The organism is Vibrio sp. 16 (assembly GCF_963681195.1).
GTDB classification, from domain to species: Bacteria; Pseudomonadota; Gammaproteobacteria; order Enterobacterales; family Vibrionaceae; genus Vibrio; species Vibrio sinaloensis_D.
On sequence record NZ_OY808997.1, the window covers coordinates 3036938 to 3058024 of the forward strand.

The window sequence follows — 21087 nt, forward strand, 5'->3', positions numbered from 1 at the left end:
GGTAGCGGTTAGTTTTGATCTTGTCGGTCGAGGAAGTCTTTGAACTCTTCCTCGTAGATATTGAACAGAACCATGGTGACAGCGAAGATCAAAGGGCCATAGATAAGTCCGATTAAGCCAAATAAATGTAAGCCGCCCAACAGTGAGAAGAAGATCATTAGAGTGCTCATGCCGGCATTACCGCTGCCCTGCATCAGTAGCGGGCGAAGTAGATTATCGATTGAGCCTACGATGGCAATGCTCCAAATGGCAAGGAAGATTGCCCAAGTGCTATCACCGGTCAAATAGAGGTAGACAGTTGCAGGGATCCAAATTAGAGCGGTCCCGACCACAGGGATGAAAGACGCAAAGCCCATCATGGTGCCCCAGAACAGTCCAGGGAAACCGGCTAGCCACATCCCAATTCCCCCCGCAATACCCTGCGCGATAGCGGTTAAAAATGAGCCCATCACAGCAGACTTTGATACTTGCTCTACTTCATCAAGCAGCTTGTCTTCTTGGCTTCGAGAGAGTGGCAAGATATGACGAATGGCGCTGATGATCTTATCGTGGTCGCGGAGCAAGAAGAAAAGAACGAACAACATCAGGAAAAAATCCATCAAGAAGTTGGTTGCATCGCCCAAAATCTTTGCACTGATACCGACGAGATTACTGCCGAATGTCGTGGCGAATTGGCCAACTTTTTGGGCAATTTCTTGTGGTTCAACGGTATCAAATGGCAAGTAGGTGTTGACCAACGATAGACCTTTCACCACCCAAGGGTGTTCAAAGAGGGTTTGGATCCCACCATGCGTAACCCATTGGTACACATTTTGCGAAAAAGCCGAGCCTTGCTGCACGATTGCGGCAAACACAAACAAAAGTGGCACAACAATAATGAAGGTTAAAACCACACATGAAAGTAAGGACGAGATATTAGGATGGTTTGGTAGCTTCTTTTCGATCCACTCATGAATAGGAAACATGAGTAGAGAGATAATGAATGCCATTACGATAGAGTTGATATACGGTTCGACCAATAGAAAACAGGCAAAACCAGCAGCCAAAAGAGCGGTAATGAGGACCCAATGGCTGGAGGTGATTTTCACTTTATCTGACACGATTTTGTCCAAAGGTTTGACGTTGTATCAGTATAATGGCTTTAAAACAGGCAGTTATCAACGAAGAATCAAATGAGTATCAGAGGTGAGTCAAACTATGGGGTGCTGTAATAATGATAAAGGTTGTGAAAAGCAGCAAAAAGCGAGGCGCGTGATTCCTTGGTTTCGTATCGTTTTACTTGGCTTAATTGTGTTGGTTGTTATTCATTGGCAATAAAAAAGGCTGCAAAAGGCAGCCTTCATAATTTGCTTATTGCGATTACGCTTCTTTCGCTAGGATGGCAAAACAGCGATCTGCGGCTTCCAATGTCGCTTCAATCTCTTTGCTGCCATGAGCAAGAGACGTAAAACTTGCTTCGAAAGCAGAAGGTGCCAGATAAACACCGTGGTCTAGCATCAGGTGGAAGAAGCGCTTGAAGCGTTCGATATCACACTTAGTCACGTCTTCGTAACTGGTAATGGTTTCTTGGTCGGTAAAGAAGAAACCGAACATGCCACCAACTTGGTTAACCACCAGTGGGATACCATGGTTATCGGCTAGCTCTTTAAAGCCATCAGCCAGCTGTTTCGTTTTAGAAGCAAGACGTTTTTCGTTGCCTTCTTCTTTTAGAAGGTTCAGACAAGCAAAACCAGCAGCCATAGCGACCGGGTTACCTGATAGTGTACCTGCTTGGTACACTGGACCAGTTGGTGCAATGTACTGCATCACTTCTTTACGTCCGCCAAACGCACCCACTGGCATACCGCCACCAATGACCTTACCGAGTGTTGTTAGGTCTGGCTTGATGTTGTAGTAACCTTGAGCACCACCTAATGCAACGCGAAAGCCCGTCATGACCTCATCAAAGATCAGCAGTGCACCTTCTTCATCACAGATTTGACGTAAGCCTTCATGGAAACCTTCTACAGGAGGGATACAGTTCATGTTGCCTGCAACCGGTTCAACGATGATACATGCGATCTCGCCTTTGTTAGCCGCAAACAGCTCACGCACCGAATCTAGGTCGTTGAAAGTAGCGGTAAGTGTGTGTTTAGCAAAATCTGCAGGTACACCCGGAGAGCTTGGTTGACCTAGTGTTAGGGCTCCAGACCCCGCTTTTACTAGCAAGCTGTCGGCATGGCCGTGGTAACAGCCTTCGAATTTCATGATTTTGTCACGACCAGTGAAGCCACGAGCAAGACGAATCGCACTCATGGTCGCTTCTGTACCAGAGCTCACCATGCGGATTTGCTCCATTGACGGTACTAGCTCAGACACAAGCTCAGCCATCGCAATTTCCATTTCAGTCGGTGCGCCAAAGCTAAGGCCACGCTGAGCGGCATCAATCACGGCTTCACGGATGACCGCATGGTTATGACCGAGAATCATTGGTCCCCAAGAACCAACGTAGTCGATATACGCTTTACCATCAGCATCAAAAATAAGAGGGCCATCTGCGCGCTCGACAAAAATTGGAGCGCCGCCAACGCCGTTAAAAGCACGCACTGGAGAGTTGACACCGCCAGGAATGGTTTGCTGTGCTTTCTCGAATAAGTCTGCTGATTTGGTCATGGGATATCCTCTTTTGATTGCTCGGACCAATTTGGCTCGCATTGTACCTGTCGATTCCCGTTCAATAAAACGCTTTGCAGCACATTCTGAGTACTTTGGCACCAAATAGCAGGTAATTTGGCTAAAAAAACGCTTCCCATGTGGCGAATACTTGAACGCTTCACTCAGGTATTAGATAATCCCGGTATTAATACTAAAGATGATGTTCCAGATAGTGGCAGAAGATGCGCTCTGGAAATTCACCACTGAGAGAGGTCATCGTGAGCGAAGTAAACATACCACTAACATTTTCAGATGCCGCCGCTAAGCGTGTGGGGGCGTTGATTGCTGAAGAAGAAAACCCAAACTTAAAACTGCGAGTTTATATTACTGGTGGCGGCTGTAGTGGTTTTCAGTACGGTTTTACATTTGATGAGAGTGTCAATGAAGGTGACACCACGATCGTTAATAGCGGCGTTACCCTAGTGGTTGATCCGATGAGCCTGCAATACTTAGTTGGCGGTCAAGTTGATTACACCGAAGGGCTAGAGGGTTCCCGCTTCTTTGTTAATAATCCAAATGCGACAACCACTTGTGGTTGTGGAGCTTCATTCAGCGTTTAAGCTGTTATTGACTAGCGTTTTCTAAAGGCTGCATCTGCAGCCTTTTTTAATTGAGTTATTAATCCAGAAACTGAGATCTAAGCTAAATTACTGTCCAAGTGTAATTTATTTTTAACTGGTTACTTTATATCCTGATTTGAACGCCCCTGATGGTGAAAATAAAAACAAAGGATTGTTATGGCTAGTTTCTCATTTACCCGCTTTATTGCTGCTCGTCCCTACATCGTCTCAATAATCATCGTTCTGATCCTTTCGTTTTGGCTTGGCTTAGGCGCGATAAAGGCCGAAGAATCAGGTCCAGAGAAATCATCACAAGAAGTGCCGCTTGCCAAAGTCGCTTTTCAAACCTTCAATGCTCAAAAAACGTATAAATCTATCGAATTGTATGGGCGCACTGCACCGAATAAAGAGGCTAAGTTGGGGGCTGAAATTGCCGGTAAAATCATCCAGCTAAAAGTGGAAAAAGGGCAAAGTGTCGAACAAGGCCAAGTGATAGCGTTGATAGACAAAGGCGATCTTGATATTCAACTAGAGCGCGCTAGAGCAATGCTCAAAGTGCGCGAGAAAGAGTTTAACGCAGCCAAATCTTTAAAAGACAGAGGGTTACAAGGTGAGGTTGCCTATACCAATGCTCAAGCGGCACTCGTAGAAGCCAAAGCAATGGTAAGTAATGCAAAAATTGCGTTGCGAAATACCTCAGTAACCGCTCCTTTTTCCGGAATTGTCGAACACTTATTTATTGAGCGTGGTGACTTTGTTGGCGTGGGTGATCCTGTTGCATCGTTGATCGACTTGAGTCAAATCATCATTGAAGCGGATGTCAGTGAGCGACATATTCAAGATTTAACGCTTGGGCAAAGCGCTCGGGTTCGGTTTATTGCGGGTGAGAATACGGCAGGTCAAGTGCGTTACATTTCTCGAGTCTCTTCACCATCGACTAATACGTTTCCGATTGAAATTGTGCTCGCCAATCCTGACCAGCGTATCCCTGCCGGGATCAGTGCGGAAGTAGAACTGAATCTCAAAGAAAAGCTAGCGATTAAACTCACGCCTGCCATGTTAGCGCTGGACGATTCTGGCAATCTAGGCGTGAAAACTCTTGTTGAAGAAACCGTCCATTTTGTCCCAATCCAACTCGTGAAGGCAGAACAGGATGGGGTTTGGCTCACTGGACTCGGTGAGCAGGTGAAGATCATCACCACAGGACAAGGTTTTGTTCGCGAAGGTGATCGCGTCATTGCCGTCGAACAATCGTTGTAACTAGGAGGTCGTTATGTTTGCATTAATTGATGCGGCCTTGTCGCGCACGCGGACTATGTTGGTGTTACTCGTCTTTGTTCTGATCGCCGGCGTGTTAACCTATATCACGATTCCCAAAGAATCGAGCCCAGACATTACCATTCCGATTATCTACGTATCGGTTGGTCACCAAGGTATTTCCCCAACGGATGCTGAGAGATTACTGGTTCGCCCCATTGAACAAGAGCTAAGATCGATTGAAGGTGTCAAAGAGATGACCTCAACGGCATCTGAAGGACACGCGTCTGTGATGCTTGAGTTTAGTGTTGGTGTTGATCTTAACAAAGCGATGGCCGATGTCCGTGAGGCGGTTGATCTCGCTAAACCTAAACTGCCTGCGGATAGTGATGAACCTACCGTTAATGAAGTCACTCTTGCATCGGAAGAGCCCGCGTTAACCGTTGTTCTATACGGTACGGTCCCAGAGCGAACCATAGTTCAAATTGCCCGAGAACTGCGTGATAAGCTTGAGGGCTATCGTCAAGTCTTAGAAGTGGATATCGCTGGGGATAGAGAAGATATTGTAGAGATCATTGTCGATCCATTACTTATGGAGAGCTACGGTCTTGATCAAGCTGATATCTATAACTTAATTGCCCTTAATAACCGTGTTGTCGCAGCGGGTTTTGTGGATACCGGTTATGGACGTTTTTCTGTTAAAGTCCCATCTGTCTTCGATTCGTTAAAAGATGTCTTAGAGTTGCCCGTCAAAGTGGACGGCAAACAAGTCATTACTTTTGGCGATGTGGCCACGGTGCGCCGAGCGTTTCGAGACCCAGAGAGCTTTGCCCGTTTAGATGGTAAGTCGGCGGTAGTTCTGGATGTTAAAAAGCGGTCCGGTGAAAATATCATCGAGACGGTGGAGCTTATTAAAGCTGTTATGCAGGGCGCTCAGGAGCGAGAAGATTGGCCAAGTAACTTATTGGTTAAATACACGTGGGATCAATCTGATGACGTTAAGATGATGCTTAACGATCTGCAAAACAATATCCTGTCTGCGATCATTTTGGTTGTGATCGTCATTATCGCGATATTGGGTGTCCGCACGGCGCTTTTGGTGGGTATCTCCATTCCGGGCTCATTCTTGACTGGGCTTTTAGTGCTGTCCGTGTTTGGTTTGACTGTCAATATTATCGTGCTTTTCTCGCTGATTATGGCTGTTGGTATGCTGGTGGATGGTGCGATTGTTGTGACGGAGTTTGCCGATAGGCGAATGCAAGAAGGCACGTCAAGGCGAGAGGCGTACCGAGACGCGGCGAAACGAATGGCTTGGCCGATCACCGCTTCCACTGCGACAACACTAGCGGCTTTTGCGCCCTTGCTCTTTTGGCCGGACATCACGGGCGAATTTATGAAGTATTTGCCGCTGACGCTGATTGCTACATTGGCCGCATCCCTTGCGATGGCGTTGTTGTTTGTCCCTGTTCTAGGCAGCTTGATTGGCAAACCGCAAAATGTCACGCGTCAACAGCGCGAAAAAATGCTCGCACTGCATGATGGTGACTACACCAAAGCGACTGGGATAACGAAACTTTACTTCCATACCCTAGATATCGCGATACGACATCCGTTCAAGATTTTGTTGAGTGCAATATTGCTCGCCATCGCGGTTGGCTTTACTTATGCGAAAGCGGGGTTAGGCGCGGAGTTTTTCCCAGAGGTAGATCCGCCATTCTTCACGGTAAAAGTTCGTTCTTATGGCGATCTCTCTATCCATGAGAAAGACGTCATTATGCGTGATATTGAGTCGGTAATGCTTGGTCATGATGAGTTTGAAAGTGTCTACACTCGCACCGGAGGGGATGATCAAATTGGTCAAATACAGATTACTCCTGTGGATTGGCAATATCGACGTAAAGTCAAAACCATCATTGACGAATTGAAGCTGACAACCGACCAATATGCAGGTGTCGAAATAGAATACAAGTTCCCAGATGCAGGGCCGCCAGTTGAACATGATCTCGTGATTGAAATGTCTACGCGCGTTCCTGGTGAGCTAGATAGTGCCGCGAAACTGGTGCGTCACTGGGCAGACTCTTATGCCGCATTTACCAATATCAGTGATAACTCGAGTAAAGCGGGGATAGATTGGCAAATCGACATTCGTCGTGATGATGCTGCTCGTTTTGCTGCGGACGCGACGTTAGTGGGCAACACGGTCCAGTTTGTCACCAATGGTTTGAAGTTAGGGGATTACTTGCCAGATGATTCAACCGAAGAGGTAGATATCTTGGTGCGTTACCCAGAAGACAAGCGTGATATTGGCCGTTTTGATCAGCTTAAAGTCAAAACAGCCGCAGGCATGGTACCCATCACCAACTTTGCCAGTATTGTGCCTGACCATAAGCAAGATACAATTCGCCGTATTGATGGTCATCGTGTGCTCAACATTTTTGCTGATATCAAAGAAGGATATAACTTGGCACTTGAGCTGCCGAAGGTTGAGCAAGAGCTTACCAAGTTAGATCTGCCTGATGGCGTCGAGTTTAAGATTCGAGGTCAGAATGAAGAGCAAGAAAACTCGTCGGCGTTTCTGCAAAATGCGTTCTTGGTTGCTTTAGTGGTTATGGCGCTTATTCTGATTACTCAGTTTAATAGCTTCTACCAAGCGTTTCTTATTCTTTCTGCCGTTCTGTTTTCGACAGTTGGGGTGTTTGTTGGTTTATTGGTATTCCAAAAACCGTTTGGCATTATAATGTCGGGTATCGGTGTGATTGCTCTTGCGGGGATTGTGGTTAACAACAACATCGTCTTAATTGATACCTACAACCAATTGCGTCGCCGAGGGCTAGACAAGCGAGATGCGATTTTGAGAACTGGCGTGCAGCGTTTACGACCTGTGATGCTAACCACGGTGACGACCATTCTTGGCCTGTTGCCTATGGTACTTGAGATGAATATTGACCTGGTTAACCAAAAGATAGAATTTGGTGCGCCAAGTACCCAATGGTGGTCTCAACTCGCGACGGCTGTGGCGGGAGGCTTGGCATTTGCGACGGTATTAACCCTAGTTTTAACGCCATGTCTATTGATGTTAGGGCGTGAGCACAAGGTGGAAGATGAGGCCAATACGGTAATTGAAGCGAAATAAGCAAGATAAAAACAAAGCCCCGCGAGTATGCGGGGCTTTGTTATTTTTACTCAGTTGCCAGTAGCTTACTGTAACGCTCTAGTTTCGCTAACCTTAACTCGGCATTGGCGATGAAGGTTGTTTTTGCTTTACCCGTCAATGATTTGGATTGCGGTAGCTTCACCGTTCTAGGATTTTTATGCACCCCATTGACCAAGAACTCATAGTGTAGGTGCGGACCGGTTACACGACCTGTGCCACCCAAGGTACCTATGGTTTGCCCTTGCTTGACCCTTTGACCTGTTTTTACCGTTCGTTTGGTCAAATGAAGGTACTTGGTAATGTACGTATTACTGTGTTTGATAAACACATAATTACCGTTGAACTGATTGTAGCTAGATTTTAAAACGGTACCATCGCCAGCGGCCCAAATAGGCGTACCAACAGGCGCTGCATAATCGGTGCCTCTATGAGCACGAACCTTGCCTGTCACTGGATGACGACGCGTTGGGTTAAAGTTGGATGTTACGCGGCGAAAATCGAGTGGTGAGCGCAAAAAGGCCTTCTTCATTGCTCGACCATTTTCGTCGTAGTAGTTCCCCGTTTTGTCATCTAAGATGGCTTTAAATGTATCGCCTTGGTTGGTAAAAATAGCGGCCATGATCTTGCCTCGGCCAACCACTTCACCCTCGACCACTTTCTCTTGATAAAGGATTTCAAACGAATCATTTTTACGAATATCTAACGCAAAATCGATATCCCAGCCAAAAATCCCCGCCAGTTCCATGATTTGGTTTGCCGTTAGCCCTGCACCAACCCCAGCGTTCCAAAAGTTAGAAGTAATGATGTTGCTCGCGTAGTTATATTGGTAGTGAACTTCCTTCTTATCAAGGCTTGAGGTGAATCCATCATTTGACTTGGTTATTAGGAAAGTTTCGTATGCGCTAAGTTGGCGTTTGATTTGAACAAGTTCACTATCACCGTCAAACCCAAACAAAAATGAATCTCCAGGACGAACCTTAGTTAGCTGATTGGCGATTTCTTTGCTGGTTGATGTGAGTTGGTACAGTAGGCGAGATGACAAACCTGCGCGTTGGAATAGCAGCGCCATACTGTCTCCTGACCCGACAGTATGTTTATCCCAACGTAGCACTGCGAGATTGGAGCGTCGCGTTTCTAACGTGAGTGCCGTTGGGTCGATTGAGAGTGGGTACGCTTTGCCAATTTGATATTGGCGCTCATCTTGGCGTAAGTCTTCAGGCTCGGGCAAAAACAAGGCGATGACGATAATAGCGCTAAAAAGAGCGATAAGGGCACGGTGCATCCATGGAAGCCGAGCGAAAATAGACAACATTTTATTGTTCGTTCTAAAAAATTAAGTAAAAAAGCCTAGCTGTTTAGTCTAACTGGTTTCAAAAAGCATCGCTATTCAAGTAATATGGCAAACTATTAAATTTTTGCCAAATCTGTGGGAGTGAACAAGAATGGCGAGCATTGAAGCTGCACTAGCCGAGATTAAGCGCGGTGTTGACGAACTAATTCCAGAAGAAGAACTGATTGCTAAATTGAAAGAGGGGCGTCCTCTTCGCATCAAATTAGGTGCCGATCCAACTGCACCGGACATCCATCTAGGCCACACAGTAATCCTAAACAAACTGCGTGCTTTCCAAGAGCTAGGTCATGATGTGACATTCTTAATCGGTGACTTCACTGGCATGGTTGGTGACCCAACGGGTAAAAACACAACTCGTCCACCATTGACTCGTGAAGACGTACTGCGTAACGCAGAAACGTATAAAGAGCAGGTGTTTAAGATTCTTGACCCAGCAAAGACTAAGATTCAATTCAATTCTGAGTGGCTTTCTGAGTTAGGTGCAGAGGGCATGATTCGTCTTGCTGCCAACCAGACTGTTGCTCGTATGCTTGAGCGTGATGACTTCAAAAAGCGTTACTCAGGCGGCCAGCCGATTGCTATCCACGAGTTTATGTATCCACTCCTACAAGGCTATGACTCGGTGGCAATGGAAACGGACGTTGAGCTTGGTGGTACGGACCAAAAGTTCAACCTGCTAATGGGTCGTGAATTGCAAAAAGCACACGGTCAGAAGCCACAAGTTGTCCTGACGATGCCACTTCTTGTTGGTCTAGATGGCGAGAAGAAAATGTCTAAGTCAGCGCACAACTACATTGGTATTAGTGAAGCGCCTAGCGAAATGTTCGGTAAGATCATGTCGATCTCTGATGACCTAATGTGGAATTACTATGAGTTGCTTTCATTCCGCCCACTAGAGGAAATTGCCGAGCTCAAAGCTGGTGTAGAATCTGGCAAGAACCCACGAGATGTGAAAGTCGCTTTAGCGAAAGAGATCATCGCGCGTTTCCATAGTGAAGCCGATGCTGATGCGGCAGAGCAAGAGTTCGTTAACCGTTTTGCTAAAAACCAGATCCCTGATGAAATGCCAGAATTTGCATTTGATGCGGGTCTTCCAGTCAGCAACCTACTGAAGGAAGCGGGCTTATGTGCCTCGACTTCAGAAGCGATGCGCATGGTTAAGCAAGGTGCTGCGAAGATTGATGGTGAAAAAGTGGCAGACTCTAAGTTTGCCCCAGAAGCGGGCACTTATGTGTTCCAAGTTGGTAAACGCAAGTTTGCACGTATTACCATCAACTAATTGATAATACTTTGAATTGAAGCGCCTTTTAGGCGCTTTTTTTTATATTTAAATGCAGAGTTATAACCATCTCAAATGTTAGGCTTTTTGACTTCAAATTGACTGTTTTTTTGCCTAGGTTTTGTTATTATGCTCGCGCTGTCAGTATGGCAGTTTATTTGGAGACTTTTATGAACAATATCGACCATCCTCCTAGTAGCAAGGGAGAAAAATAAACCACGCCGGTATTGTCGTTTCCGCCTCTACCTGTTTGGTAGAGCAATCCTCTTTTCTTTGATTCCTCATGTTTTTCTCCTCGAAAACTAGAAACTAAATACAGAACATATTTACCTTTCAATACGTTTAGGTTGCTTTTCGTGTCTAAACGTCACCGTTTGTTTACCATTCTGTATTTGATGGTCGTTACCTATTGCCAATCGGGAGATTCGCCATGACGGTAATGAGCAATACGTATATCGAAAACAACACACACTTTTCTCAAGAAGAGATTGGTGCGGCTCGTAATGCATTTTTGCAGTACGAACAAAATCAACAAGTGCATCTGCTAACCGTGATGCCAATAGAAGAGGCGGTGGCGATACTGCATCACTGCTCTGTTGGCTATGTTCAGCAATTACTATCTCTGTTGGAAAATGAAGGGCATGACAAGCGCGCTCGCCATTACGCTCATCAACTCGGGTTTATTCATTCAGAAGTTGAGACGGCTAACGGTTATTTGAGTACCTCGGTCGTAGAGCATGTGAAGCAACGAATTGGTTGGATCATCGCTCTAGCGCTGTTGGGGATTGTCTCAGGACTTATCATTGCTCAATATGAAGATACACTTAGTCAGCTTGTTTTATTGGCGATCTATATGCCCGTGATCGCCGCAGCTGGTGGTAACACTGGAACGCAAGCGGCAACCTTGGTGATTCGCGCGCTAGCGACGGGAGAGCTCAAGAAACGGCAGTGGGTCAAGGTTTTTTGGAAAGAGAGCCGAGTGGCGCTGTGCTTGGCGTTTGCCATCTCTTTGGTAATGGTTGGTCGCATTCTAATGTTTAGCGATGGATCCACTGCGGGAGGCTTTGAGCTCAACACCATTGCAATCGCGATTGCAGTCGCGCTGTTTATTCAAGTGACCATGTCGACAACGTTAGGAGGGCTATTACCTATCCTTGCGAGAGCGTTCAAACTGGACCCTGCGGTGCTTGTGAGTCCAGTGTTGGCGTCTATCGTCGATATTTCGGGTATGTGGATCTACTTCACCGTGGTGAACTATTTCTTGGGTATTGCCTGACTAAATGAGATCACATCCTTGTAAAACAAGGTCTCGAACTGAGTTATTGGAGCGACGGTAGGTTTACCCTCGCTCTTTTCTTTTGCTTGATGGTAATCCGTAATGAATTGGACAAATAGCGTCTTGGGCTCTCCACTGGCATCGGTACCAAAGCCTGCCATATTATAGCTACCATAGAGTGAGCCACTTTTACCGACAATCGCTCCTTTTACAGGACTTTTTCGCATACTTCGACGATATTTCAACGTTCCGCTTTCACCAGACTTAGGCAGCAATGCAATCAAATTGAGCTGCTCATCATTTTGCCAAATGTAGCGCAGTATTTTCGCCATGTCCTCGCTGCTAAAACGGTTATTGCGTGATAATCCCGAGCCGTCTGCGAGCGGAGTGTCAGATAAGTCGACTCCGGTATGAGCGAAGATGATCTGTTTGATCGCTTTCGTTCCGTTGGAAAAGCTCCCGGGCTGAATAAAGAACTGGCTGCCTATCGTTTTGGTTAGGTTGTCTGCAATCAAGTTGTCGGATCGTTTTAGCATCTCATCCAACATAGGGAGCAGCGACACTGAATGGTGTTCAGCGAGGATTTGGTTATCAAGTTTTGGCTTGCCAACACGAATATTACCCTCAATCTCGAGATTGAGCTGAGTGAGCAAGGTGTGAAGCATTCGCTGAGTATACAATTCAGGATTTTGTACCGCGAACTTAAGTGGTAGAGGTTTGCTCCGTTCGACCAAGCAGCCTTGTAATTGGTAGTGATTATCTGGCGATGAAATAAGACCTAAATCGCATTGGGTTGCCTCTTGCTCAGTTTTAGTGACGCTGATGGCAGAGGTTGAGGCATAAATAGGAAAATGCTCAGGTACGTAAACGCGAGTCTTTTGATTTGCCTCTGTGTAAATAGAGGCTTGAACGCAGTTTTCATCCAAGGTTATAGCACTCGCTGGCGCACTGTAGCAAACCCCCAGTATGTCCCAAGGCCAGCCCACAGCGCGGTCGTAACCAGTAAACGCACTATTGTCGAGCCATAGATCGCCTTCGATCTTTTTAAGTCCTTGCTGCTGAGCTGAGATCAATAGTTGTTTGAGATCGTCGGTGGTCAAGGTTGGATCGCCAGAAAAACGAATCACGACATCTTTATCCGCTTTACCTATTGTGGTCGTGAAGCGAAAGTTGTCGCCCAGCTCGAGTTTCGCCGCGAGCGCCGTGACGATTTTTAACGTGCTCGCAGGAGGAAAGTACTGAGTTTTGTTGTTTGTGGTCAATAGCACTTGTGGTTTGTCTAACCGCTCGACCAGTAAGCCTGCCCTATGTCCTTTCGGTAGTGACTCTAGTGGAGAGTAGGCTAGGCAGGAAAAAGTCGTACAGACGGAAAGTAGAGTGGTAATACACAAGGTTTTCATGATTCAGTTGTCGGCTATTGGATGGGCATGAGTCAGTATAACCAGTAAAAAAAACGCCCGCTATAGAGCGGGCGTCTTAGATTCATGACTGTTAGTCACAAATTAGAAGTCGTAACGTAGACCGATTGCTAGTTCGTCTTCTGCATCCATAGAAGATGCTGTACCGTTGCTACCAACTTTACCTAGCTTGTCGCCTTTGTCGATAAGGTTGAAGTTGTAAGATACATAGCCACGGAAGTTAGGCTTGAAGTAGTAAGTCGCGTCAATTGCAACGTTGTCAGCTGATGTTTCGCCATTAGTTTCAGCGTTGTTGTACGTAGTGCTGAACACAGTTTGGTTTAGCGTGTACGCAGCTGCGAATTCGTAACCAGTGTAGTCCGCGTCTTTCTTGTCTAGCTCACCGTTAGTGTATACCGTTGCAAGGTACAGATCTTGGATTGAGTAAGACGCTGCAAGCATGTATTCATTTTGGTCAGCTTGGTCTGCGTAACCTGCACCTAGATTTAGGCCAGTATCAGCAACAGCGTAGATAGCAGATAGAGAGTAACCATCCGCACCGTTATCACCGTATGCACCTGGGTTAGATGTTGTACCCTCTGTGCGGTCAGCGAAGCGGTAGCTTGCTTTTAGGCTTAGGTCGTTGAATTGGCCTTTGTAAGAAATCATGTTGTCTACACGGTCAGCAGCAGCGATTTTGTGCGCTGCAGAGTTACCGTGGTAAGCCATGATATCTGTGAAATCTGTAATCACGCCCAGAGCACCGTCGTTTTTACCGTAAGTTACTTCACCAAATTTGCCGCCTAGACCTGCGTAGATGTATCGGTGATCGATATCATCTTCGTCTTTGTTGTCTGCAGTGGTGAATTCACCTTCGTAGAAACCAACGCCGTATAGACCGTCAGTGATTTGAGTTGTACCTAGGAAGTTTAGACGTACGCGAGAGTTGTCTTGCGCTTTACCGTCTTTTAGTGAAAGACGTGCTTCAGCACGGCCGCCCATTTCCAGAGTAGTGCCGTCTTGGTTGTAGATTTCTGCCGCGTTTGCGCCAGTAGCCACTGCTGCAGCTGAAACTGCAAGAGCAATCAGAGTTTTGTTCATCTTATAAGTCCTAATTTACTGTCCATAAATAGTTATATGCGAGCGATAACACAGTTTGCATGAGTTATCCTCTAATTATTGCTCCTGTGAATCAATACTCATATTCAAGATTCATGTTAGAAATCTGAAGAAAGTCTTCACTCGATGAGAGCAATCGGTGAGCAATGTTTTAACGTGTAAGTTCCCTGATGGGTTAGTAAAATGATATAAATTCGAATTATGAACACTGTTTTATTTGGTGTTAAAAAACATCAAGTTTATGATTTGTATGGTTTTTCATGCATGTTTGACATTGCTCTGACACGGCTGTTTTTTACGTTTTTTTAGTTGAATAAGGACGTTTTTACATTTCACTGAAGGTGCTGATTTAAAAATAATCAGTACCAATGTGAGCAACCTTTTGATGTGTGGGATTTATGGTGATTTAGTTGCCGAGTTTGTTTACACTAGAATAAATTGATTAGTTAACTCACTACCTAATCCCTGCGGTTAGGTAGTTTTGTTTTGTCCAAAGATAGCTTTGGAATGAGGTAAACAATGGAAAAAGTCCCTATGACGGTACGTGGCGAAAAGCAGCTACGTGAAGAACTCGACCGCCTATTAAAACTTCGCCCACAAATTTCTGAAGCAATTGCTGAAGCTCGTGAGCTAGGTGATCTGAAAGAAAACGCGGAATATCATGCTGCACGTGAAGAGCAAGGTATTTGTGAAGCTCAAATCCGTGATATTGAGTACAAGCTTTCAGTGGCGCAAGTTATCGACGTAACCAAAATGGATAATTCAGGAAAAGTTATCTTTGGCTCGACGGTAACATTGATTGACGTCGATACAGATGAAGAGAAGAGATACCAAATCGTTGGTGATGACGAAGCGGATATCAAATCAGGTCGAATCTCGGTAAGTTCGCCAATTGCGCGTGGTCTTATCGGTAAGATGGAAGGTGATGAGGTTGCAATCTCTACACCTGGTGGCGATCGCGACTTTGAGATCGACCGCGTAGAGTACATCTAAGCGTTAGCGTAAACACCAATACTAAAAAAGGTCGCATAGGCGACCTTTTTTGTTGCTAACGTAACTAGAGTTATTTACGTGGTAGCTCGATTTTGCGCTCATCCGTTTGACGGAAAAGAACTAGCGTTTTACCGATTACTTGTACTTTTTCCGCTTCAGTTTCGCGGATAATTGCATCGATAATCAGGTTTTTAGTCTCACGGTCTTCCGATGCGACTTTTACTTTGATTAGCTCGTGGTGGTTTAGAGCAATTTCAATTTCCGCTAGAACAGCTTCAGTGAGTCCGTTTGCGCCCATAAGCACAACAGGTTTTAGACTGTGCGCTAGGCCTTTTAGATGCTGCTTTTGTTTAGTGCTTAGGTTCATTTCGCGGCCAATTTTCTTTAAAATAAGGGTTGAAAAAAGCTATTTTAACGCCATCTATTGCTGAAGACTATAATTTATTGAGTAATAGGTTCAGCCTATTAAAACAATAGCTCCTATTTGTGCCTTATTGGGATTAAAATGAGTAAACAGAAACATTCAGCTAGCTCAGGCCGCTGGTTGAAAGAACACTTTGATGATAAATACGCGAATGAAGCTCGTAAAAAAGGCTACCGTTCTCGTGCTTATTTCAAGATGGAAGAGATCCAAACTAAAGACAAACTACTAAAACCTGGTATGACGGTTGTCGACTTAGGTGCTGCTCCCGGTGGTTGGTCTCAATATGCTGCTAAGATAATAGGAGACAGTGGTCAGATCATTGCCTGTGACTTACTTCCAATGGATCCGATTGCAGGAGTTAGTTTCCTTCAAGGTGACTTTCGTGACGATGCTGTCTTAGAAGCGCTGCTTGACCGAATCCAACCTTCAATGGTGGATGTGGTCATGTCAGATATGGCACCTAACATCGCGGGTAATAATTCGGTCGATCAGCCGAGAGCGATGTATTTGGTTGAATTGGCTCTAGATATGTGTCGACAAGTTCTAGCCCCTAATGGTAGCTTTGTTGTAAAGGTTTTCCAGGGGGAAGGCTTCGATCAGTTTGTGAAAGAAGTCCGAGACATGTTTAAAGTCGTAAAAATTAGAAAACCTGACTCTTCGCGAGCTCGCTCCCGAGAAGTCTTCGTTGTAGCCACTGGTTACAAAGGTTAACTATTTTGCCTTCTGGGAGGCAAGTTAACACTATAGCTACAGGTTATAAACTGTAGTACCCTACCTTTAATTACAATTAGTTATCGAGAGGCTTACACCTTGAGTGACATGGCAAAAAATTTAATTCTGTGGCTTGTTATCGCTGTCGTATTGATGTCGGTATTCCAGAGCTTTGGCCCTGGAGAGAGCAATGGCAGAGCGGTGGATTACACCACGTTTGTACAGGAAGTTGGCCAAGGCCAGATTCAGGAAGCAACTTTTAAAGACGGTGAGATTACTTTCACTCGTCGTGGCGGCGGCGCGCGTTATGTTACTTACATGCCAGTCTACGACCAGAAGCTCCTTGATGACCTAATTAATCAAAATGTAAAAGTACAAGGCACGCCTCCTGAAGAGCAAAGCTTGCTAGGTACTATCTTCATCTCTTGGTTCCCGATGATTTTGCTAATTGGTGTGTGGATTTTCTTCATGCGTCAAATGCAAGGCGGCGGCGGTAAAGGCGCTATGTCTTTCGGTAAGAGCAAAGCTCGTATGATGAGCGAAGAGCAAATCAAAACAACGTTTGCTGATGTTGCGGGCTGTGATGAAGCAAAAGAAGACGTAAAAGAATTGGTGGACTACCTGCGTGATCCAAGCCGCTTCCAAAAACTGGGCGGTAAGATCCCTACGGGTGTTCTGATGGTTGGTCCTCCTGGTACTGGTAAAACGCTACTTGCGAAAGCGATTGCCGGTGAAGCGAAAGTACCATTCTTTACTATCTCTGGTTCTGATTTTGTAGAAATGTTCGTTGGTGTCGGTGCATCCCGTGTACGTGACATGTTTGAACAAGCGAAGAAAGCAGCACCTTGTATTATCTTTATCGATGAGATCGATGCAGTAGGTCGTCAGCGTGGTGCTGGTGTTGGTGGTGGCCACGATGAGCGTGAGCAAACACTGAACCAAATGCTCGTTGAAATGGATGGCTTTGAAGGTAACGAAGGTATCATTGTTATCGCTGCGACTAACCGTCCAGACGTACTTGACCCAGCGCTTCTGCGCCCTGGTCGTTTTGACCGTCAAGTGGTGGTTGGTCTACCAGATGTACGTGGTCGTGAGCAGATTCTTAAAGTACACATGCGTAAAGTGCCTCTAGCAGGTGACGTAGAGCCTTCTCTAATCGCACGTGGTACTCCAGGTTTCTCAGGTGCAGACCTTGCTAACCTAGTGAACGAAGCGGCATTGTTCGCGGCTCGCGGTAACAAGCGCAACGTATCTATGGTTGAGTTTGAACTGGCGAAAGACAAGATCATGATGGGTGCAGAGCGCCGCTCTATGGTGATGTCTGAAGAAACTAAAGAGTCAACAGCGTACCACGAAGCGGGTCACGCAATTGTTGGTCGTCTAGTGCCAGAACACGATCCAGTGTACAAGGTATCTATCATTCCACGTGGCCGTGCGCTAGGTGTGACGATGTATCTTCCTGAGCAAGATCGTGTGAGCATGTCTCGCCAACACCTAGAGTCTATGGTTTCAAGCCTTTACGGTGGTCGTTTAGCTGAAGAGCTTATCTATGGTGCAGATAAAGTCTCGACTGGTGCTTCGAACGATATCGAACGTGCAACTGACATTGCTCGTAAGATGGTGACGCAGTGGGGCTTCTCTGAAAAACTGGGTCCTCTGCTATACGCTGAAGAAGAAGGCGAAGTGTTCTTAGGCCGCAGCGTGACGCAGACTAAACATATGTCTGATGACACTGCGAAGCTTATCGATACTGAAATTCGTCAAATCATTGATCGCAACTACGCTCGTGCAAAACAGATCCTAGAAGACAACATGGATATCATGCACGCGATGAAAGACGCGTTGATGAAGTACGAGACGATTGATGCCGGTCAGATTGACGATCTAATGGCACGTAAATCTGAAATTCGCGAACCAGCGGGCTGGGGTGACAACCAAAACAACAAGCCGGAAGCGAAAGAAGAAAAAGTAGACGAAAAGCCTGAAGAGACAACTTCTGAAGCAAAAGCTGAAGAGCAACCAACGTCTCAGGAAAGTTCTTCTACAGAAGCGACAGAGAAAAAAGACTCTGAGTAATTGAGTTTGATTAGATAAACCCCGAGGCAACTCGGGGTTTTTGTATTTATTATGATAATCACTGCAAATAACAAAGTCTTAGACTTATCCACTCCTCAAGTCATGGGGATACTTAACGTCACACCAGATTCCTTCTCGGATGGCGGAAAATACAACTCCTTAGACAATGCGCTCCAACAAGCTCAACGTATGATTGATGCCGGCGTCACTATTATTGATATTGGTGGTGAATCTACACGTCCTGGCGCGCCAGACGTTGAACTGACTGAAGAACTCAATCGTGTTATCCCGGTTATTAAAGCGATTCGAGAAAAGCATGATGTTTGGATTTCTGTCGATACGAGCAAAGCTGAAGTGATGCGCCAAGCCGCGCAAGCTGGAGCAGACATCATTAATGATGTTAGAGCATTGCAAGAGCCCGGAGCGCTGCACGTTGCGGCAGAAACGGGCTTACCAGTGTGTTTGATGCACATGCAAGGTCAACCAAGAACGATGCAAGCAAATCCGCATTATGATGACTTGCTTATTGAAGTTGGCCAGTTTCTGGAAGAGCGAGTAGAGGCTTGTGAGGGCGTTGGGATCAAGCGTGAGCAGCTTATATTAGACCCTGGCTTTGGCTTTGGTAAAACGATAGAGCATAACTATCATATGCTGGCCCACTTAGAGCAGTTTCATCAGTTTGGTTTGCCGATTTTAGCGGGCATGTCCCGCAAGTCTATGGTGTTCAAACTCTTGGATAAGACGCCAGCAGAGTGTGTTGCTGCGAGTGTCAGTTGCGCTACAATCGCAGCGATGAAAGGCGCGCAAATCATACGCGTGCATGATTTTGAACAAACGCTTGATGCGATGAAAATAGTTTCAATGGTTAGGCAAAACCGTTAAACGCAAAAACGATTATAAAAAGGATTCATTATGTCTGACAAAAGACGTTATTTTGGTACAGATGGTGTTCGTGGCAAAGTTGGGCAATACCCAATTACACCGGATTTTGTACTAAAGCTTGGCTGGGCTGCTGGTCGTGTACTAGCAAAACAGGGAACAAAGAAAGTCATTATTGGTAAAGATACCCGTATTTCTGGCTACATGCTGGAATCGGCTCTCGAAGCTGGTCTTGCCGCTGCGGGTCTAAAAGCAACGTTTACCGGTCCAATGCCAACGCCTGCAGTGGCTTACTTGACGCAAACTTTCCGTGCCGAAGCGGGCATTGTTATCTCTGCTTCACACAACCCATACTATGACAACGGTATTAAGTTCTTCTCATCTGAGGGCACTAAACTTCCTGATGATATTGAGCTGGCGATTGAAGCGGAATTGGACAAAGAGATCGAGTGTGTCGAATCGGCGGAACTTGGTAAAGCGACGCGCTTAAATGATGCAGCAGGTCGTTACATTGAGTTTTGTAAGAGTACTTTCCCATCCGAGCTTAGCCTTGCCAATCTTAAGATTGTTGTCGATTGTGCTCATGGTGCGACCTACCACATTGCGCCTAACGTATTCAAAGAACTTGGCGCAGAAGTGGTCGCTATGGGCGTAGAGCCTAACGGCACAAACATTAACCACGAAGTGGGTGCGACTGATGTGCGTGCACTGCAAAAACGCGTGGTTGAAGAGCAGGCGCACCTAGGCCTTGCCTTTGATGGTGATGGTGACCGTATCATCATGGTTGACCATTTGGGCAACAAGATTGACGGTGACCAAATCGCTTACATCATCGCACGCGATGCGCTTCGCCGTGGTGAGCTAAAAGGTGGTGTCGTTGGTACGCTAATGACTAACCTTGGTATGGAAAATGGCCTTAAGCAACTTGGTATTCCTTTTGTTCGTGCAGCGGTAGGCGATCGCTATGTGATGGAACAACTGCTTGAAAAAGGCTGGAAGATCGGTGCTGAAAACTCGGGTCACGTGATCCTACTGGACAAAGTCACAACAGGTGATGCGATTGTTGCTGCGCTGCAAGTGATTGCTTCGGTTGTGGGCAGCGACATGACACTTCATGACCTATCACAAGGAATGAAGCTATACCCTCAAGTGCTTGAAAATGTCCGTTTCTCTGGCGACTCTAACCCACTTGAAGCGGCTGCGGTGATTACTGCAACCAAAGAAGTAGAAGCAGAGCTTGGTGAAAAGGGACGCGTGCTACTGCGTAAGTCTGGTACTGAGCCGTTGATTCGAGTGATGGTTGAGGGTGAAGATGCAGAGCTAGTTCAATCGTCGGCACTTAAGATTGCAGAAGCAGTGAAAGCTAGCTTCTAAGCCTCTCTTTCCGAGATCAAAGCGCTACCATCGAGTGGCGCTTTTGTTTTTCTGGAATGCTGAAAGTCGGACTGAAATGGTTGATTCTGTCCGCTTGATTTGTGGTAGCATGGGCGCGTTTTAAATGGTGGTGGGTCGGTATGACGCAACAAGAGCAACAGTATTTACATGAGATGGGCATTCAGAGTTATCAGATCGCGCATCCTGAACGATTACTTGGCTACTCGACTCCTGAATGGGTACTGCCCGAGTCATGCCAACTATTGCTAGTCTCTCCTCAGTTACCTCAAGGGGCGACAGCTGTGATGTTTGAGCGCGTTTTAAAAAGCATCAACTTGTCACTTGAGCAGGCATTGCACATCTATCCAGAGCAACTTGGCTTACTTAGCCAACATTCCTTAGAGTGGGTGTGGTTTGCAGGCTGCGATAAGAATGAGGAAGTGACAGCCAAAACGCTAACCTCTCCGCTGCTCGAAGAGATCGATGGTAATACCCAACACCGCCGTTCGTTGTGGCAGCAAATTTGTACCTACCAATAAACAT

General features: G+C 46.0%; 17 protein-coding genes. 11 read left to right on the forward strand and 6 right to left on the reverse strand.

Going from position 1 to position 21087, the window contains the following annotated elements:
- Positions 1 to 8 precede the first annotated feature (8 nt).
- Both U9J37_RS14085 and hemL read right to left on the reverse strand, forming a co-directional pair.
- On the reverse strand, positions 9 to 1100 hold the full coding sequence (locus U9J37_RS14085) for an AI-2E family transporter (protein WP_038137559.1): 1092 nt from the start codon (positions 1098 to 1100) through the stop codon (positions 9 to 11).
- A 259-nt stretch (positions 1101 to 1359) separates the two neighbouring features.
- Positions 1360 to 2652: a glutamate-1-semialdehyde 2,1-aminomutase gene (gene hemL, locus U9J37_RS14090; protein WP_005474311.1), complete on the reverse strand. Its 1293-nt coding sequence runs from the start codon at positions 2650 to 2652 to the stop codon at positions 1360 to 1362.
- A gap of 260 nt (positions 2653 to 2912) precedes the next feature.
- Between hemL and erpA the strand changes: the two genes are divergently transcribed.
- The 3 genes from erpA to U9J37_RS14105 all read left to right on the forward strand — a co-directional run bounded on the left by erpA (position 2913) and on the right by U9J37_RS14105 (position 7644).
- Entirely contained in the window at positions 2913 to 3254 is a 342-nt protein-coding gene (erpA, locus tag U9J37_RS14095; RefSeq protein WP_038137912.1) for an iron-sulfur cluster insertion protein ErpA, read from the forward strand.
- A 177-nt stretch (positions 3255 to 3431) separates the two neighbouring features.
- Positions 3432 to 4514: an efflux RND transporter periplasmic adaptor subunit gene (locus U9J37_RS14100; protein ID WP_005474338.1), complete on the forward strand. Its 1083-nt coding sequence runs from the start codon at positions 3432 to 3434 to the stop codon at positions 4512 to 4514.
- 13 nt (positions 4515 to 4527) lie between these two features.
- Positions 4528 to 7644, forward strand: coding sequence for an efflux RND transporter permease subunit (locus U9J37_RS14105; protein WP_043887192.1), 3117 nt, complete (start codon positions 4528 to 4530; stop codon positions 7642 to 7644).
- A 46-nt stretch (positions 7645 to 7690) separates the two neighbouring features.
- Here U9J37_RS14105 and U9J37_RS14110 read toward each other — a convergent pair whose 3' ends face one another.
- A complete protein-coding gene (locus U9J37_RS14110) occupies positions 7691 to 8977 on the reverse strand; it encodes a peptidoglycan DD-endopeptidase ShyC (RefSeq protein ID WP_043887191.1) in 1287 nt (428 codons plus the stop codon).
- Positions 8978 to 9107: 130 nt separating this feature from the next.
- Between U9J37_RS14110 and tyrS the strand changes: the two genes are divergently transcribed.
- Together tyrS and U9J37_RS14120 are read left to right on the forward strand one after the other, a co-directional pair.
- A complete protein-coding gene (gene tyrS / locus U9J37_RS14115) occupies positions 9108 to 10295 on the forward strand; it encodes a tyrosine--tRNA ligase (protein WP_005474244.1) in 1188 nt (395 codons plus the stop codon).
- Positions 10296 to 10725: 430 nt separating this feature from the next.
- Positions 10726 to 11571, forward strand: a complete 846-nt coding sequence (locus tag U9J37_RS14120) for a magnesium transporter (protein WP_005474315.1) — start codon at positions 10726 to 10728, stop codon at positions 11569 to 11571.
- Here the strand turns inward: U9J37_RS14120 and dacB are convergent.
- Positions 11550 to 12971, reverse strand: a complete 1422-nt coding sequence (gene dacB, locus U9J37_RS14125; RefSeq protein ID WP_005474279.1) for a serine-type D-Ala-D-Ala carboxypeptidase — start codon at positions 12969 to 12971, stop codon at positions 11550 to 11552. The genes U9J37_RS14120 and dacB overlap by 22 nt on opposite strands.
- Positions 12972 to 13073: 102 nt before the next feature.
- Positions 13074 to 14069, reverse strand: coding sequence for a porin (locus tag U9J37_RS14130; RefSeq protein ID WP_322413843.1), 996 nt, complete (start codon positions 14067 to 14069; stop codon positions 13074 to 13076).
- A 537-nt stretch (positions 14070 to 14606) separates the two neighbouring features.
- Between U9J37_RS14130 and greA the strand changes: the two genes are divergently transcribed.
- The gene (gene greA / locus U9J37_RS14135; RefSeq protein ID WP_005474321.1) at positions 14607 to 15080 is read left to right on the forward strand and encodes a transcription elongation factor GreA; all 474 of its coding nucleotides are present in this window, start codon (positions 14607 to 14609) and stop codon (positions 15078 to 15080) included.
- A gap of 70 nt (positions 15081 to 15150) precedes the next feature.
- On the opposite strand, the gene yhbY is transcribed toward greA, so the two are convergent.
- Positions 15151 to 15447, reverse strand: coding sequence for a ribosome assembly RNA-binding protein YhbY (gene yhbY / locus U9J37_RS14140; protein WP_005474258.1), 297 nt, complete (start codon positions 15445 to 15447; stop codon positions 15151 to 15153).
- A 138-nt stretch (positions 15448 to 15585) separates the two neighbouring features.
- Here yhbY and rlmE point away from each other — a divergent pair, with 138 nt between their 5' ends.
- The 5 genes from rlmE to U9J37_RS14165 all read left to right on the forward strand — a co-directional run bounded on the left by rlmE (position 15586) and on the right by U9J37_RS14165 (position 21083).
- Positions 15586 to 16215, forward strand: coding sequence for a 23S rRNA (uridine(2552)-2'-O)-methyltransferase RlmE (rlmE, locus tag U9J37_RS14145; RefSeq protein WP_005474337.1), 630 nt, complete (start codon positions 15586 to 15588; stop codon positions 16213 to 16215).
- A gap of 108 nt (positions 16216 to 16323) precedes the next feature.
- Positions 16324 to 18291, forward strand: a complete 1968-nt coding sequence (ftsH, locus tag U9J37_RS14150) for an ATP-dependent zinc metalloprotease FtsH (RefSeq protein ID WP_005474276.1) — start codon at positions 16324 to 16326, stop codon at positions 18289 to 18291.
- A 51-nt stretch (positions 18292 to 18342) separates the two neighbouring features.
- Positions 18343 to 19173 (forward strand): dihydropteroate synthase, encoded by an 831-nt coding sequence (gene folP, locus U9J37_RS14155; RefSeq protein WP_005474256.1) that lies wholly within the window; start codon positions 18343 to 18345, stop codon positions 19171 to 19173.
- Positions 19174 to 19203: 30 nt separating this feature from the next.
- Complete coding sequence (gene glmM / locus U9J37_RS14160; protein ID WP_005474251.1) at positions 19204 to 20544, forward strand: phosphoglucosamine mutase; 1341 nt, start codon at positions 19204 to 19206, stop codon at positions 20542 to 20544.
- 140 nt (positions 20545 to 20684) lie between these two features.
- Entirely contained in the window at positions 20685 to 21083 is a 399-nt protein-coding gene (locus U9J37_RS14165; RefSeq protein ID WP_005474246.1) for a DNA polymerase III subunit psi, read from the forward strand.
- Positions 21084 to 21087: the final 4 nt, after the last annotated feature.

Bases quoted from the DNA above. Each gene is read 5' to 3' on its own strand.
- hemL (WP_005474311.1), bottom strand. From the start codon at position 2,652: ATGACCAAATCAGCAGACTTATTCGAGAAAGCACAGCAAACCATTCCT.
- U9J37_RS14100 (WP_005474338.1), top strand. From the start codon at position 3,432: ATGGCTAGTTTCTCATTTACCCGCTTTATTGCTGCTCGTCCCTACATC.
- U9J37_RS14105 (WP_043887192.1), top strand. From the start codon at position 4,528: ATGTTTGCATTAATTGATGCGGCCTTGTCGCGCACGCGGACTATGTTG.
- U9J37_RS14110 (WP_043887191.1), bottom strand. From the start codon at position 8,977: ATGTTGTCTATTTTCGCTCGGCTTCCATGGATGCACCGTGCCCTTATC.
- tyrS (WP_005474244.1), top strand. From the start codon at position 9,108: ATGGCGAGCATTGAAGCTGCACTAGCCGAGATTAAGCGCGGTGTTGAC.
- U9J37_RS14120 (WP_005474315.1), top strand. From the start codon at position 10,726: ATGACGGTAATGAGCAATACGTATATCGAAAACAACACACACTTTTCT.
- dacB (WP_005474279.1), bottom strand. From the start codon at position 12,971: ATGAAAACCTTGTGTATTACCACTCTACTTTCCGTCTGTACGACTTTT.
- U9J37_RS14130 (WP_322413843.1), bottom strand. From the start codon at position 14,069: ATGAACAAAACTCTGATTGCTCTTGCAGTTTCAGCTGCAGCAGTGGCT.
- greA (WP_005474321.1), top strand. From the start codon at position 14,607: ATGGAAAAAGTCCCTATGACGGTACGTGGCGAAAAGCAGCTACGTGAA.
- yhbY (WP_005474258.1), bottom strand. From the start codon at position 15,447: ATGAACCTAAGCACTAAACAAAAGCAGCATCTAAAAGGCCTAGCGCAC.
- rlmE (WP_005474337.1), top strand. From the start codon at position 15,586: ATGAGTAAACAGAAACATTCAGCTAGCTCAGGCCGCTGGTTGAAAGAA.
- ftsH (WP_005474276.1), top strand. From the start codon at position 16,324: ATGGCAAAAAATTTAATTCTGTGGCTTGTTATCGCTGTCGTATTGATG.
- folP (WP_005474256.1), top strand. From the start codon at position 18,343: ATGATAATCACTGCAAATAACAAAGTCTTAGACTTATCCACTCCTCAA.
- glmM (WP_005474251.1), top strand. From the start codon at position 19,204: ATGTCTGACAAAAGACGTTATTTTGGTACAGATGGTGTTCGTGGCAAA.
- U9J37_RS14165 (WP_005474246.1), top strand. From the start codon at position 20,685: ATGACGCAACAAGAGCAACAGTATTTACATGAGATGGGCATTCAGAGT.